The 14,435-nt window shown below is 65.3% G+C and carries 11 protein-coding genes and 1 pseudogene; 6 read left to right on the plus strand and 6 right to left on the minus strand.

The features are described 5' to 3' along the window. Positions 1–5: 5 nt before the first annotated feature. The 5 genes from ACN0V4_RS10215 to ACN0V4_RS10235 all read right to left on the minus strand — a co-directional run bounded on the left by ACN0V4_RS10215 (position 6) and on the right by ACN0V4_RS10235 (position 7,308). Positions 6–1,523 (minus strand): ABC transporter ATP-binding protein, encoded by a 1,518-nt coding sequence (locus ACN0V4_RS10215; protein ID WP_417675656.1) that lies wholly within the window; start codon positions 1,521–1,523, stop codon positions 6–8. Then, positions 1,520–2,470, minus strand: coding sequence for a xanthine dehydrogenase accessory protein XdhC (gene xdhC, locus ACN0V4_RS10220; RefSeq protein WP_417675658.1), 951 nt, complete (start codon positions 2,468–2,470; stop codon positions 1,520–1,522). Before xdhC ends, ACN0V4_RS10215 begins: the two co-directional genes overlap by 4 nt. After that, entirely contained in the window at positions 2,467–4,809 is a 2,343-nt protein-coding gene (gene xdhB, locus ACN0V4_RS10225; RefSeq protein ID WP_417675660.1) for a xanthine dehydrogenase molybdopterin binding subunit, read from the minus strand. The genes xdhC and xdhB overlap by 4 nt, the downstream gene beginning before the upstream one ends. Beyond that, entirely contained in the window at positions 4,806–6,164 is a 1,359-nt protein-coding gene (locus ACN0V4_RS10230; protein WP_417675662.1) for a xanthine dehydrogenase small subunit, read from the minus strand. Before ACN0V4_RS10230 ends, xdhB begins: the two co-directional genes overlap by 4 nt. 310 nt (positions 6,165–6,474) lie before the next feature. Beyond that, positions 6,475–7,308 (minus strand): prephenate dehydratase, encoded by an 834-nt coding sequence (locus tag ACN0V4_RS10235; RefSeq protein ID WP_417675664.1) that lies wholly within the window; start codon positions 7,306–7,308, stop codon positions 6,475–6,477. 128 nt (positions 7,309–7,436) lie between these two features. Here ACN0V4_RS10235 and ACN0V4_RS10240 point away from each other — a divergent pair, with 128 nt between their 5' ends. From ACN0V4_RS10240 to ACN0V4_RS10265, 6 genes are all read left to right on the plus strand, one after another. Next, on the plus strand, positions 7,437–7,940 hold the full coding sequence (locus tag ACN0V4_RS10240) for a c-type cytochrome (RefSeq protein ID WP_417675666.1): 504 nt from the start codon (positions 7,437–7,439) through the stop codon (positions 7,938–7,940). A 276-nt stretch (positions 7,941–8,216) separates the two neighbouring features. Beyond that, entirely contained in the window at positions 8,217–10,040 is a 1,824-nt protein-coding gene (locus tag ACN0V4_RS10245) for an extracellular solute-binding protein (protein ID WP_417675700.1), read from the plus strand. Positions 10,041–10,063: 23 nt separating this feature from the next. Then, on the plus strand, positions 10,064–11,146 hold the full coding sequence (locus ACN0V4_RS10250; protein ID WP_417675668.1) for a microcin C ABC transporter permease YejB: 1,083 nt from the start codon (positions 10,064–10,066) through the stop codon (positions 11,144–11,146). Between the two features lie 167 nt (positions 11,147–11,313). After that, entirely contained in the window at positions 11,314–12,426 is a 1,113-nt protein-coding gene (locus ACN0V4_RS10255; protein ID WP_417675670.1) for an ABC transporter permease, read from the plus strand. After that, positions 12,423–12,734: a hypothetical protein gene (locus ACN0V4_RS10260; protein ID WP_417675672.1), complete on the plus strand. Its 312-nt coding sequence runs from the start codon at positions 12,423–12,425 to the stop codon at positions 12,732–12,734. Before ACN0V4_RS10255 ends, ACN0V4_RS10260 begins: the two co-directional genes overlap by 4 nt. Continuing rightward, positions 12,731–14,308, plus strand: coding sequence for an ABC transporter ATP-binding protein (locus ACN0V4_RS10265; RefSeq protein ID WP_417675674.1), 1,578 nt, complete (start codon positions 12,731–12,733; stop codon positions 14,306–14,308). Before ACN0V4_RS10260 ends, ACN0V4_RS10265 begins: the two co-directional genes overlap by 4 nt. Here the strand turns inward: ACN0V4_RS10265 and ACN0V4_RS10270 are convergent. Then, positions 14,305–14,435 (minus strand): annotated as a pseudogene (locus ACN0V4_RS10270) (IS5/IS1182 family transposase); the annotation flags it as partial. The gene ACN0V4_RS10265 and the pseudogene ACN0V4_RS10270 overlap by 4 nt on opposite strands.

The following is a 14,435-nucleotide window of genomic DNA, read 5'->3' on the forward strand; positions in this document are numbered from 1 at the left end:
AGGTCTCAGACATGGGCCACCTCCATCCCGTGGGCGCCGCCCATCATCAGCCCGATCTCGTCGACGCTCAGCCCGTCCGTCGGACGCGGTTCGCTCAGTCGGCCCTCGTTCAGCGCGGCGAAGTTGTCGGCGATCTCCATCAACTCGTCCAGATCCTGGCTGATGCAGATCACCGCCGCGCCGCCGGCGGCCAGATCCAGCAGCGCCTGCCGGATCGCGGCGGCGGCGGCGGCATCGACGCCCCAGGTCGGCTGGTTCACCACCAGCACCTTCGGATCCTGCAACACCTCGCGCCCGATGACGAATTTCTGCAGGTTGCCGCCCGACAGCGACCGTGCCACATTCTCCGGCCCCGGGGTGCGCACGTCGAAGGCCTGGATGATCCTTTCGGCGAAGTCCCGCGCCGCGCCCCATTTCAGAAAGCCGTGGCTTTCCAGTTTCTCGCGCACCACGCCGGTCAGCAACGCGTTTTCAGTCAGGCTCATGTCGGGGGCGGCGGCATGGCCCAATCGCTCCTCGGGCGCCGTCAGCAACCCCAGCGCGCGCCGCGCCGTGGGGCCCATCCTCCCGATCGGCTGGCCGGTCATCTTCACCGCCCCGGCCTCGGTCAGGATTTCGCCGGAGAGAACCCCCAGAAGCTCTTCCTGCCCGTTGCCGGCCACCCCGCCGATGCCGAGGATCTCGCCCTCCCGCACGATCAGATGCACGTTCTTCAGCGCAGTGCCGAATTCCGCCGGAGAGGCCACCGACAGTCCGGTGATATCCAGCGCCACCGGCCCCAGGTTGCGCCCGCTGCGCTCCGGTGTCTTCAGGCTGGTGCCTACCATCAGCTCGGCCATCTGCCGCGCCGTGGTCTCGCGCGGGATGCAGCCGCCCACCACCTGACCCAGCCGCAGGATGGTGGCGGTGTCGCAGAGCGTGCGGATTTCCTCAAGCTTGTGCGAGATATAGAGGATCGAAGTGCCCTCGGCCCTCAGCTTCTGCAGCGTCTTGAACAGGATTTCGACCTCCTGCGGCGTCAGCACGCTGGTCGGCTCGTCCATGATCAGAAGCTTCGGATCCTGCAAAAGGCAGCGGATGATCTCGACCCGCTGGCGTTCGCCGGCCGAGAGATCGCCCACCGTGCGGAAGGGGTCGAGCGGCAGGCCATAGGTTTCCGACACCTCGCGGATGCGGCTGGCCAGATCGCGCAGGGCCGGCGGGTTTTCCATCCCCAGCGCGATATTCTCGGCCACGTTCAGCGCGTCGAACAGGGAAAAGTGCTGGAACACCATGGCGATGCCGTCGGCCCTTGCGGCGCGCGGCTCCGTCGGTGCGTAAGCTGCGCCGCGCAGGGTCATGCTGCCGCTGTCGGGCTTCACCAGCCCGTAGATCATCTTGACCAGCGTCGATTTCCCGGCGCCGTTCTCGCCCAAAAGCGCGTGCACTTCTCCCTCGCCGATGTCGAAGGAGATGTCGTTGTTGGCGATCACGCCGGGATAGGCTTTAGTCAGCCCCTTCAAGCTCAACAGCGGCTGGCTCACGCGCGTTCCCTCGTTTCCGTTGCGGCCGTGGCGGCGCGGTGCAAAAGCTGCGTCGCGACGCCGATGGCGATCTGTTGCGGGTGTTTGCCCAGGCCGGGCTCTCCGATCGGGCAGGTGATGCGGGCGATGACCTCGGGCCCATGCCCCAGCGCCGCCAGCCGCGATCGGAATCGCGCCCATTTCGTAGCCGATCCGATCAGCCCCGCAAAGCTGAACCGGTGGGAAAGTAGCCGGTGACACACCTCAAAATCCAGGGCGTGCGAATATGTTAGCACCAGATGTTCGGCGTCGGAGGGGGCATAGCGGACCAGATCGGCCGGCTGTGCGGCAGGCAGGGGCGTGACACCGGCTGGAATCTCTCGCGGAAATCGCTCCGCCCCGGTGTCGACCCAGGTGATCGCCAGATCGGGCAGCGGCGCCAGAACCGACACCAGCGCGCGCCCGACATGGCCGGCGCCCCAGATCCAGAGCTGCCGAGTGGGGCGGCTGACCGGCTCGATCATCCAGCCGTCGATCAGCTGCGGTTCGGGCCGTTCGCCGCGCGCCCGGGCGCGGTCGAGCAAACGCCGAACGCTCAGCGGCAGGGCGCCATCCCCGCTCACCGGCCGGGCGATCACCTCGCCCTCCAGCGTCGCGAGGGCTGCCGCGTCATAGATTTCCGACAGCAGCGTGACCGACCCGCCGCAGCATTGCCCCAGCTCCGGCCCCAGCGCATGGCGGGTCAGACGCCGCGCCACCTGCTGGCCTCGCGCCGCTTGCACTGCGGCATATTCCAGCGCCCCGCCGCCGATGGTACCCGACTGTCCGCCGCTCGCCTCATCGCCCCAGACCAGCATCGCCGCCCCCACCTCGCGCGGGGACGAGCCGCTGAGGCTCGCGATCACCACCCGGGTGACGCGACCATGGGCCGTCACGGCGGCCGTCAGCGCGTCGAGCGCGAAGCTCATCCCCGCACCCTCCGCACCGCCGCCCAGACCCGTTCGGGCGTCGCCGGCGCATCCATCGCCGGATAGGCGCCGCCGCAGGAGGCCACCGCATCGCTCAGCGCCAGAAAGGCGGAAATCCCCAGCATGAAGGGCGGCTCCCCCACTGCTTTCGAGCGATAGATCGTCTCCTCCCGGTTGCGCCCGTCCCAGAGCGCGACATTGAAGATGTCAGGCTGATCGGAAAACGCCGGGATCTTGTAGGTCGAGGGCGCATGGGTGCGCAAACGCCCCCTGTCATCCCAGACCAGTTCCTCGGTCGTCAGCCAGCCCGCGCCCTGGACATAGCCGCCCTCGACCTGGCCCTTGTCCAGCGCCGGGTTCAGGCTGGTGCCGGCGTCATGCAGGATATCGGCGCGCAGGATGCGGTATTCGCCGGTGCGGGTATCCACCGCCACCTCGGTCACCGCCGCGCCATAGGCGAAGTAATAGAACGGCCGCCCCTGTCCCTTGACCCTGTCCCAGGACACCTTGGGGGTCTTGTAGAAGCCGGTGGCCGAGAGGCCCACGCGCCCTTGGTAACAACGCTGGGCGGCCTCGGCGAAGCTCAGCACCGCACCGCCGATTCGCACCTCGCCGGCTTCGAACCGCACCTCTTCCGGCGCCGCCTGATGTTGTTCGGCGAGATACTCCGCCATCCGCCCGCGCAGCTCGTCGCAGGCGAGCTTCACCGCCATCCCGTTCAGATCAGACCCCGACGACGCCGCCGTGGCCGAGGTATTGGGCACCTTGCCGGTATCCGTCGCGGTGATCTTCACCGCCTCCAGCCCGACGCCAAAGCGGCTCGCCGCCACCTGCGCCACCTTCTGGAACAGACCTTGCCCCATCTCGGTGCCGCCATGGTTCAGGTGGATCGAGCCGTCCTGATAGACATGCACCAATGCCCCCGCCTGATTGAGATGGGTGAGCGTGAAGGAAATCCCGAACTTCACCGGGGAAAAGGCGATCCCCTTGCGGATCGCGCCGCCCTGCGCGTTCCATTCCGCCACCGACGCCCGTCGCGCCGCGTAGTCGCAACTTTCCAGCAGCGCGGCGGTGATCCCGTGCAGTTCGAAATCCTCCACCTCCATCCCGTAAGGCGTGGTCTGGGGCAGGGCGCCGCGCCCCCCTTTTTCCTGGCTGGAAATATCCCGGGGGGTGCGGGGGGCAGAGCCCCCCGGCGCTTCGGCGTAGTAATTCCGCCACCGCAACTCGACCGGCTCTAGCCCCAGTTGATGGGCTGCGTGATCCATCAGCCGTTCCATCCCCAGCATGCCCTGCGGCCCGCCAAAGCCGCGAAAGGCGGTGGCGCTTTGGGTATTGGTCTTCAGCCGGTGGCTTTCGATCCGGGCATGGGGCAGCAGATAGGCGCTGTCGGCATGCAACATGGCGCGGTCGGCGACCGGCAGCGACAGATCCATCGCCCAGCCGCAGCGGGCATATTGGATGACCTCCACCCCCTCGATCCGGCCGTCCTCATCGAAACCGGCGCGATAGACGATCCGGAAATCGTGCCGCTTTCCGGTGATGATCATGTCGTCGTCGCGGTCATAGCGCATCTTGCAGGGCCGCCCCGTCAGACGCGCCGCCACCGCGCAGGAGACCGCCAGCGCATTGCCCTGGCTTTCCTTGCCGCCGAAACCGCCGCCCATCCGCCGCACCTCGACCCGGACGCCATGCATCGGCAGGCCGAGCGCCTCGGCCACCTTGTGCTGGATTTCCGTCGGATGCTGGGTGGAGGACTGGACCACCATGTCGCCGCCTTCCTGCGGCAGGGCAAGCGCGGCCTGGCCTTCCAGATAGAAATGCTCCTGTCCGCCCATCTCGAAGCTGCCCTCGACGATATGCGCGGCCTTGGCGATGGCGGTGGCGGCATCGCCCTTCTGCCAGATCACCGGGCCGCCTTCGAACCGGCTGTTCGCGGCCAGCGCCTGGTCGATGGTCAGGATCGGCGTCTCCTCGGTGATCCGGATGTCGCCCAGCTTCGCCGCCTTGCGCGCCGCCATATGGGTTTCGGCCACCACCAGGAACAGCGGCTGGCCGAGGTAGTTGACCCGGTCGGTGGCCAGCAGCGGCTCGTCATGGACCGAGGGAGAGACATCGTTGGCAAAGGGCAGATCGGTGGCCGTCAGCACCGCGACGACGCCGGGGGCGGCGTGCACGGCGGTCAGATCCATCGCCTCAAGCGCGCCGCGGGCCACCGGGCTCAGGCCAAAGGCCAGATGCAGCGTGCCGCGCGGCGTCGGGATGTCGTCGATATAGCGCGCGGCGCCGGTCACATGCAGGCGGGCGGCATCATGGGGCAGGGGGCTGGTGACGCTCATGCGCTCACCTCCAGCACGGTGCCGGTCTCGCCCTGATCCTCGGCGAAATAGCGCTCCAGCATCGCCCGCGCGGTCTCCAGCCGATAGGCGGCGCTGGCGCGCATGTCGGAAAGGGGGGCGAAATCGGCGTCGAAGCCGGTCTCGGCCAAGCGGATGGTGCCAGCCTCCCAGGGGTGCCCCACAAGCGCGCTTTCCACATGGCGGGCGCGTTTCGGGATGCCCGCCATGCCGCCGAAGGCGATCCGCGCGGTGGTGACGACCCCGTCCTCGACGGTGATGTTGAAACAGCCGCAGACGGCCGAGATATCCTGATCGAAGCGTTTCGACAGCTTGTAGCATTTCAGCCGGTCGGGCTGGCGCGGGATGCTGACGGCCTCGACGAATTCGCCGGCGGCGCGGTCCTGCTTGCCGTAGTCGACGAAGAAATCCTCGATCGGCAGGCTGCGCCGCGCGTCGCCCTTTCTCAGATGCAATGTCGCTCCCAGCGCGATCAGCGCCGGCGGGTTGTCCCCGATGGGGGAACCATTGGCGATATTGCCGCCGATCGTCGCCGCCGCCCGCACCTGGGCCGAGGCATAGCGGCGGATCATCTCGGCATAGGAGGCGAAATGCGGCGCGAGCGCCGCGCGCACCGCGTTCATGTCGGTCATCGCGCCAATCCGGATGTCGTCGGCGCCGACTTCAACCCGTTTCAGATCGTCGCAACCGGCCAGGAAGATCACCGGATCAAGGTCGCGCAGGGCTTTCGTCACCCAGAGGCCCACATCGGTGGCGCCGGCCACCAGCGTGGCTTCGGGGTGGGCGGCATAGAGCTGCGCCAGCTCATCGGCGCTGCCGGGGCGAAAGGCGTCGCCCGCGGGGGCGGGCGCGTCATCGTCGAGCCAGTCAGGTGCGGGCAGGCCCGCCGCCGCCTCGGCTGCGCGCAGGATCGGGGCGTAGCCGGTGCAGCGGCAGAGGTTGCCGGCGAGCGCCGTGGCATGGTCGCGCTCTCCGTTCAGATGCGCCACCGCCATCGACATCACGAAGCCGGGCGTGCAGAACCCGCATTGGCTGCCGTGGTGATCCACCATCGCCTGTTGCACCGGGTGCAACTGACCGTCGGGGCCGGCAAGCCCCTCGACCGTGCGCACCGCCTTGCCGTCGAGCTGCGGCAGGAACAGGATGCAGGCGTTCAGCGCCCTGGCACCATCGCCGTCGCGCACCATCACCGTGCAGGCGCCGCAATCGCCCTCGTTGCAGCCCTCCTTGGTGCCCGTCAGCCCGCGCGTCTCGCGCAGCCACTCCAGCAGAGTGAGCGTCGGTGCGACATCCGACAGCTCAACAGTCTCTCCGTTCAGAAGAAACCTGATCGTCATACATGAAACCGGTCGCCTTACCCCGTTGCGCCCTGAAATGCCCCCTTCGATGCGACGTAGAAGGACAGGCGGGCCTTGTTTTCCCTGGCCTTCAGGTTACGGACAGCCCGGTTCATTAGGCAAGGAAAACTGCGGCCTGCCGTCGCAGCACCGTATCGTGCGAAACCGGTGCGGTGGGGGCGGGAGTGTGAAAATTCAAAGCCTTTGGCCGCCGGGACCGGTGACGGGCCTGCCGGCGGCTTTGAAAGTCCTTCAGGAAAAACGATAAAATCGTGCCGGATTTTTCAGCTTTTCCTGTCTTGCGACCGGTTCAGGCGCGCTCGGCCGCCGCGGGGTAGACGCCCAGGATGGTCACGTTGTTGGTGAAATAGGCCAGTTCGTCCAGCGCCAGCTTGACCATCGGATCCTCCGGGTGGCCCTCGATGTCGGCATAGAACTGCGTCGCGGTGAAGGAGCCGGCGACCATATAGCTTTCCAGCTTGGTCATGTTGATCCCGTTGGTGGCGAAGCCTCCGAGCGCCTTGTAGAGCGCGGCGGGGATGTTGCGCACCTGGAACACGAAGCTGGTGATCATCCCGTGCTTGCCACGCCGCGAGAAATCGGCCTCGGGCGACATCAGCAGGAAGCGGGTGGTGTTGTTCGACTGATCCTCGATATGGCGCGCCAGCACGTCGAGCCCGTAGATCTCACCCGCCAGTTCGCTGGCCAGCGCCGCGGTGGTGCGCTTGCCGTCCTCGGACACCTGCCGGGCCGACCCGGCGGTATCGGCGCCGGTGATGCGGCGGATGTTATGGGCGTGCAGGAATTCCTTGCACTGGCCCAGCAGCACCGTGTGGCTCATCGCATGGGTGATGTCCGCGAGCTGCGTGCCCGGCAGGCCCAGCAGGTTGATATGCACCCGCACAAAGGCCTCTTCGATGATCTTCAGCCCCGATTGCGGCAGCAGCGTGTGGATATCCGCCACCCGGCCATAGGTGGAGTTCTCGACCGGCAGCATCGCCAGATCTGCCTGGCCCGACTTCACCGCCTCGATCGCGTCTTCGAAGGTGCGGCAGGGCAGGGCCTCCATGTCGGGCCGGGCCTTTCGGCAGGCTTCGTGGCTATAGGCGCCGGGCTCCCCCTGGAAGGCGATGCGGTTTGTCATGGCTTGGTTTCCCTGCAACATCGAATAATTTGGGTCTTTGGAGGCGTGTCCTATACCTTGCCAGAGGGCAGGGGAAGCCTTAGACAAATCGGTGCAGCTAGAACAACAGCTAGATTGGACAAGAGAACATGTTTGACACAATGACAGTGACCAAAGCCGCTGCCGGTGTTCTCGGGGCCTTTCTGGTGCTTCTGCTGGCGAAATGGGGGGCCGAGGGGATCTATCACACGGAAGCGCATGGTGCTGCCTCCTATGTGATCGAAACGGCGTCCAACGAGCCCGCCGAAGCCGCCCCGGAAATGAGCTTCGAGGAGATGCTGGCTTCGGCCGATGTCGGCAAGGGCGCCAAGATCTTCAAGAAATGCCAAGCCTGCCACAAGATCGAACCGGGCGCGAATGCCACCGGTCCGTCGCTTTACGGCGTGGTGGGCCGTCAGGTCGCCTCGATCGGCGATTTCGGCTATTCGGCGCCGATGGCCGGCCATGGCGGCACCTGGACGCCGGAGGAACTCGATCACTTCCTGACCAAGCCGAGCGCGGCGGTGCCGGGCACGGCGATGAGCTTCGCTGGCCTCAGCAAGGCGACCGATCGGGCGGACGTGATCGCCTATCTGCAAAGCGTGGTGCAGTGATCCGCCGCATCCGCTGGTTTGGATGACAGGGACAAAAGGCCGCGGCCCGGGGAGACCCGGGGCCGCGGCCTTCACGTTTCCGGGGATTGGCGTTCACGGAAACTCAACTTGAACATTGCCGCGGCAGACCATTAGCTTATGGCCGAAGATCTGCCCCAACGGAGGAAGCGCCAGATGATCCCACCCCGTGCCGCCGCGCGCGCGTCGTCGCCCGCAAGGGCCGTTGTGAGCAGCGTGGAGGGGCGGCTTCTGCCGGTTCTGGCGTTGTCCCTTCTGATGCTGCTGGCCTGGACCGGGCTTTTGGCGGCCGAGGAAGAGAAGATCATCAAGAGCTATGGCTTCTCGGAATTCGGCGATCTCAAATACCCTGAAGGCTTTGCGCATTTCGACTATGTGAACCCGGATGCGCCGAAGGGCGGTGAATTGTCCTATGCCGCGCAGGGCGCTTTCGACAGCCTCAATCCTTTCAGCCGGCAGGGGCGGGCGGCGGCGCGGTCGGGCGATCAGTATGAAACGCTGCTGACCCCGTCCTATGACGAACCGGGAACCTATTACGGCCTGCTGGCCGAGAGCCTCGAATACCCCGAAAGCCAGGATTGGGTGATCTTCAACCTGCGGCCCGAGGCGAGGTTCTCCGATGGCACCCCGGTGACGGCGGAAGATGTGGTCTTTTCGCATGAACTCCTTCTGGATCAGGGGTTGAAGTCCTATGCCGAGGCGGTGCGCAAGCGCATCCCCAAGGCCGAGGCGCTGGGGCCGCATCGGGTGAAGTTCTATTTCAGCCCGGACTTTCCGCGCCGGGCGATGATCAGTCAGGTCGGCGGCACGCCGGTGTTTTCCAAGAAGTGGTTCATGGCCGATCCCGAACATCGCCGGCTCGACAAGCCACGGATGGAAGCGGGTATCGGCTCCGGCCCCTATGTGCTGGAAAGCTATGATATAAACCGGCGCGTGGTCTATCGTCGCAACCCCGACTATTGGGGTGACCACTTGAACGTGAACGTCGGCCGAAACAACTTCGACACCATCCGGATCGAATATTTCTCGGATTCCATCGCGGCGCTGGAGGCCTTCAAGGGCGGCGAGATCACCTTCCGGCAGGAGAACAACTCGAAAAGCTGGGCCTCGGCCTATGATTTCCCGGCGATCTCGAAGGGCTGGATCGTGCGGCACGAGCTGGAGGACGGCAACGTCCCCGACAACGCCGGCTTCGTGATGAACATGGACCGGCCGCAGTTCCAGGACGTCCGCGTGCGCGAGGCAGTGCAGCTGGCCTATAACTTCGAATGGACCAACGAGAGCCTGCAATACGGCCTGTTCCGGCACCGCTCCTCCTTCTGGCAGAACAGCCCGCTCGAGGCCAAGGGCCTGCCCGAGGGGCGCGAACGCGAGGTGCTCGAGGCGCTGGGTGACAAGCTCGATCCGGCGATCCTGACCTCGGAGCCGGTGATGGCGCATGAAAGCCGGGCCGATCGGCCCAACGACCGCAAGAACCTGCGCGCGGCGATGGCGCTGCTGGACGAGGCCGGCTGGAGCGTGGGGCAGGATGGCCTGCGCCGCAATGCCAAGGGTGAGACGCTGAAGATCGAATTCCTGTCCGACGACCCGGTGATGGACCGTCTGGTGATGCCCTTCATCGAAAACCTGCGCACCATGGGGATCGATGCCAGCTACAACCGCATCGACGACGCACAATTCACCCTGCGCCGGCGCGAGCGGGACTTCGACATGATGATGGGCGTCTACCGCGCCTCGCTGGAGCCGTCGACGGGGCTTTATCAGCAATATGGCGAAGAGGCCGCGGCCTACAGCGTGTTCAACCCCTCGGGCATCCACGGGCCGGATATCGAGGCGCTGATCAACAATATCGTCGAGGCCAAGACGCGCGACGAGCTGGACGTGAATGCCCGCGCGCTCGACCGGGTGCTGCGGTCGAAACGCTTCATGGTGCCGACCTGGTATCTGGGCAAATATTGGGTGGCCTTCTGGGACATGTACGAATATCCCGATCTGCCACCCTATGCGCTGGGGCTCGAGGATCTGTGGTGGATCAACGCCGACAAGGCCGCCAAGCTGAAATCCTCAGGCGCGCTGCGCTGAGCTAGAGAAGGTCCGCCGCCCCGATGGGAGCCTATATCCTCCGCCGCCTGCTGTTGGTGATTCCGACATTGCTGGGCATCATGGTGATCAACTTCGTGCTGGTGCAATTCGTTCCCGGCGGGCCGGTGGAACAGATCATCGCCCAGATGGAAGGCGGCGGTGATGTGTTCCAGGGCTTTGCCGGCGGCGGTGCCGATGTAAAGACGCAAGGCTCTGCCAACGAACGCTATGTTGGCGCCCGCGGTCTGCCGCCCGAGTTCATCGCCGAGCTCGAGAAGGAGTTCGGCTTTGACAAGCCGCCGCTGGAACGCTTTCTCAACATGATGTGGAACTACATGCGGCTCGATTTCGGGCAGAGCTATTTCCGCTCGATCAGCGTGACCGATCTGGTGCTGGAAAAGATGCCGGTGTCGATCAGCCTGGGGCTCTGGTCCACCATCATCGCCTATCTGGTGTCGATCCCGCTTGGCATCCGCAAGGCGGTGAAGGACGGCAGCAGCTTCGATACCTGGACCAGCGCGTTGATCATCGTGGCCTATGCGATCCCCGGGTTCCTCTTCGCCATTCTGCTGCTGGTGCTCTTCGCCGGCGGATCCTATTGGCAGATCTTCCCGCTCAGGGGGCTGACCTCGGACAATTGGCATGACCTCAGTCTGGTGGGAAAGATTGTTGATTACTTCTGGCATATCGCGCTGCCGGTCATCGCCTCGACCATCGCGGCCTTCGCGACGCTGACGCTGCTGACCAAGAACAGCTTTCTGGACGAGATCAAGAAACACTATGTCATGACCGCCCGCGCCAAGGGGCTGTCGGAACGCAAGGTGCTCTACGGCCATGTCTTTCGCAACGCGATGCTGATCGTGATCGCGGGCTTCCCCTCGGTCTTCATCAGCATCTTCTTTTCGGGTTCGCTCATCATCGAAACCATCTTCTCGCTCGACGGGCTGGGCCGGCTCGGGTTCGAGGCGGCGGTGGCGCGGGATTACCCGGTGATCTTCGGCACGCTCTTCATCTTCGGGCTGCTCAGCCTGGTGGTGGGGATCCTGAGTGACCTGATGTATGTGCTGGTCGATCCGCGCATCGACTTCGAAAAACGGGAGGGATGAGCATGCCGTTTCCCGTCGTGACCGTTTGTCTCAAGCGCAAAGGGCTGGCCCCGGCCGCGGGTGGGGGCAGAGCCCCCGCCCAGGGGGGCGGTCGGGGGCTGCCCGGCGTGGACGCCGGGCGGAGCAGTTTGAATGGAGTCTCTTCTTCCTGCTTGGGGGGGCTCTGAATGGCGCTCTCCCCGCTCAACCAGCGCCGCTGGCGCAATTTCAAGCGCAACCGCCGGGCCTTCTGGTCTTTGTGGATCTTCGCCGTGCTGTTCGGCCTGTCGCTGTTCGCCGAGTTTCTGGCCAACGACAAGCCGATCCTGGTGAACTATCGCGGCGGTTATTACATGCCGATCTTCCGCTTCTATCCCGAAACCGCCTTTGGCGGCGATTTCCAGACCGAGGCGATCTATCGCGACCCCGAAGTGCAATGCCTGATCGCCTCCGGCGGGCTGGAAGATTGTTTCGACGATCCGGAAAAGATCATGGCGGCCATCAAGGGCGGCAGCTTTGACCAAAGCACCGAAGGGTTTGAAAAGGGCTGGGCGATCTGGCCGCCGATCCCCTATTCCTTCAACACCACCGTCGATCGTCCCGGCGCGGCACCGCTGCCGCCGAACCGGCAGAATTGGCTGGGCACCGATGACACCAAGCGCGACGTGCTAGCGCGGGTGATCTATGGCTTCCGGCTGTCGATCCTCTTCACCCTGATCGTGACCAGCGCGGCCAGCCTGATCGGCATCTTCGCCGGCGCGGTGCAGGGGTTCTTCGGCGGCAAGGTCGACCTGATCTTCCAGCGGCTGATCGAGATCTGGGGGGCGACGCCGTCGCTCTATGTCATCATCATCATGTTCGCCATCCTCGGCCGCAGCTTCTGGCTGCTGGTGGGGCTGATGGTGCTGTTCTCCTGGACCTCGCTTGTCCATGTGGTGCGGGCGGAATTCCTGCGCGCCCGCAACCTGGAATATGTCCGCGCCGCCAAGGCGCTGGGGGTGGGCAACCTGACCATCATGTTCCGCCACATGCTGCCCAACGCCATGGTGGCGACGCTGACCATGCTGCCCTTCATCGTCACCGGCACCATCGGATCGCTGGCGAGCCTCGATTTCCTCGGCTTCGGCCTGCCGTCCTCCGCCCCCTCGCTGGGCGAGCTGACGCTGCAGGCAAAACAGAACCTGCAGGCGCCCTGGCTGGCCTTCACCGCCTTCACCGTCTTCGCGCTGATGCTGTCGCTGCTGGTCTTCATCTTCGAGGGTGTGCGCGATGCCTTCGACCCCAGAAAGACCTTCTCATGAGCGGTTTCACCTGTTCGTCCCGTGCCCAATGCCGGCTGAACGGATTGTTCGGCACCGCCGTGGCGCTCTGCGCGCTGATGCTGCTGTGGAGCGGGGTCGCCATACTGACGTCGGGCGCGGCGCCGCTGCCTGCGCTGGGGCGCATGGCCGGGGTCTGGCTGACGCTGTTGCTGCCGACTAGCCTGTCCGTCGTGCTCTGGGGCGTGATGCGGGCCACCGGGCGTCAACCTGGATGGCTCACCACCGGGTTGGTCCTGATCGGGGCGGTCTGGGGGATTGTCATGCTGAACGGGGTGGCGCGGCTATGAGCGTTCTTGAGGTTCAGAACCTGCGCGTCGCCTTCCGGCAGGACGGCAAGACCGTCGAGGCGGTGCATGGGGTGTCCTTCTCGGTCGATCAGGGCGAGACGGTGGCGCTGGTCGGCGAAAGCGGCTCGGGCAAGTCGGTCTCGGCGTTGTCCACCCTGTCTCTGCTGGGCGAGACGGCCGAGGTTTCCGGATCGGTCACCTATCGCGGCACGCAGATGATCGGCGCCTCCGAGGCCGATCTGCGCCGGGTGCGCGGCAATGACATCAGCTTCATCTTTCAGGAGCCGATGACCTCGCTCAACCCGCTGCACACCATCGAAAAGCAATTGGCGGAATCGATCGCGCTGCACCAGGGGCTGGCGGGCGAGGCGGCGCGGGCGCGCATTCTGGAACTGCTGACCAAAGTGGGAATCCGCGATCCGGAAAGCCGGCTGGGCGCTTATCCGCACCAGCTTTCCGGCGGGCAGCGGCAGCGGGTGATGATCGCCATGGCGCTGGCCAACAAGCCCGAGATCCTGATCGCCGACGAACCCACCACAGCGCTTGACGTCACCATCCAGGCGCAGATCCTCGACCTGCTGGCCGAGCTGAAGGACAGCGAGGGCATGGGGCTGTTGTTCATCACCCATGATCTGGGCATCGTGCGGCGGATCGCCGACCGGGTCTGCGTGATGAAAGGCGGCGAGATCGTCGAGGAGGGCCCGACCGAGGCGATCTTTGCCAACCCGCAGCACCCCTATACCCGCAAGCTGCTGGCCGCCGAACCCTCGGGCGAACCCGATCCGGTGGCAGAGGATGCGCCGGAGCTTTTGCGGGCCGATCACCTCAAGGTCTGGTTCCCGATCCAGCGTGGGCTGATGCGCAAGACGGTCGATCACGTGCGCGCGGTGAACGACACGACGCTGTCGGTGCGGGCCGGCGAAACGCTGGGCATCGTCGGCGAAAGCGGCTCGGGCAAGACTACGCTGGCGCTGGCCTTGATGCGGCTGATCGGCTCGGAAGGTGGGATCACCTTTCAGGGCCATGATGTCCGCCAGTGGTCGACGCGGCAGCTCAGGCATCTGCGCAAGGACATGCAGATCGTGTTTCAGGATCCCTTCGGCAGCCTCAGCCCGCGGATGACCTGTGCCCAGATCATCGCCGAGGGGTTGGCGATCCACAAGGTCGATCCCCATCGCGCCCCGCGCGAGCTGGTGGCCGAGGCGATGCGGGAAACCGGGCTCGATCCGGCGGCGATGGACCGCTATCCGCATGAATTCTCCGGCGGGCAGCGGCAGCGGATCGCCATCGCGCGCGCCATGGTGCTGCGCCCCCGCCTGCTGGTGCTGGACGAGCCGACCTCGGCGCTCGACATGACGGTGCAGGTGCAGATCGTCGAGCTGTTGCGCGGCCTGCAGCGCAAGTATGGTCTGGCCTATCTCTTCATCAGTCACGACCTGAAGGTGGTGCGGGCGATGTCGCACAAGGTGATGGTGATGAAACAGGGCGATGTGGTCGAGGCCGGCAGCGCCGAGCAGATCTTCGACCGGCCGCAGACAGACTATACCCGCGCGCTGATCGCGGCGGCGGGCTAGGAAGCGGACTCATAAAATCTTGCCCATAAGCGTGAGCAGACGAGGAGGACGGCTGCGAGATAGTTACGGGCTGTCTTCTCGTAGCGGGTAGCGATCTTGCGGAAGTGTTTGAGCTTGTTGAAGAAAC

This window comes from Pseudodonghicola sp. (assembly GCF_048268305.1).
Classification (GTDB): Bacteria; Pseudomonadota; Alphaproteobacteria; order Rhodobacterales; family Rhodobacteraceae; genus Pseudodonghicola.

What these genes read in the sequence shown, in the direction of transcription:
- xdhC (WP_417675658.1), bottom strand. Translation starts at nt 2,470, where the DNA reads ATGAGCTTCGCGCTCGACGCGCTGACGGCCGCCGTGACGGCCCATGGT.
- xdhB (WP_417675660.1), bottom strand. Translation starts at nt 4,809, where the DNA reads ATGAGCGTCACCAGCCCCCTGCCCCATGATGCCGCCCGCCTGCATGTG.
- ACN0V4_RS10230 (WP_417675662.1), bottom strand. Translation starts at nt 6,164, where the DNA reads ATGACGATCAGGTTTCTTCTGAACGGAGAGACTGTTGAGCTGTCGGAT.
- ACN0V4_RS10235 (WP_417675664.1), bottom strand. Translation starts at nt 7,308, where the DNA reads ATGACAAACCGCATCGCCTTCCAGGGGGAGCCCGGCGCCTATAGCCAC.
- ACN0V4_RS10240 (WP_417675666.1), top strand. Translation starts at nt 7,437, where the DNA reads ATGTTTGACACAATGACAGTGACCAAAGCCGCTGCCGGTGTTCTCGGG.
- ACN0V4_RS10245 (WP_417675700.1), top strand. Translation starts at nt 8,217, where the DNA reads ATGCTGCTGGCCTGGACCGGGCTTTTGGCGGCCGAGGAAGAGAAGATC.
- ACN0V4_RS10250 (WP_417675668.1), top strand. Translation starts at nt 10,064, where the DNA reads ATGGGAGCCTATATCCTCCGCCGCCTGCTGTTGGTGATTCCGACATTG.
- ACN0V4_RS10255 (WP_417675670.1), top strand. Translation starts at nt 11,314, where the DNA reads ATGGCGCTCTCCCCGCTCAACCAGCGCCGCTGGCGCAATTTCAAGCGC.
- ACN0V4_RS10260 (WP_417675672.1), top strand. Translation starts at nt 12,423, where the DNA reads ATGAGCGGTTTCACCTGTTCGTCCCGTGCCCAATGCCGGCTGAACGGA.
- ACN0V4_RS10265 (WP_417675674.1), top strand. Translation starts at nt 12,731, where the DNA reads ATGAGCGTTCTTGAGGTTCAGAACCTGCGCGTCGCCTTCCGGCAGGAC.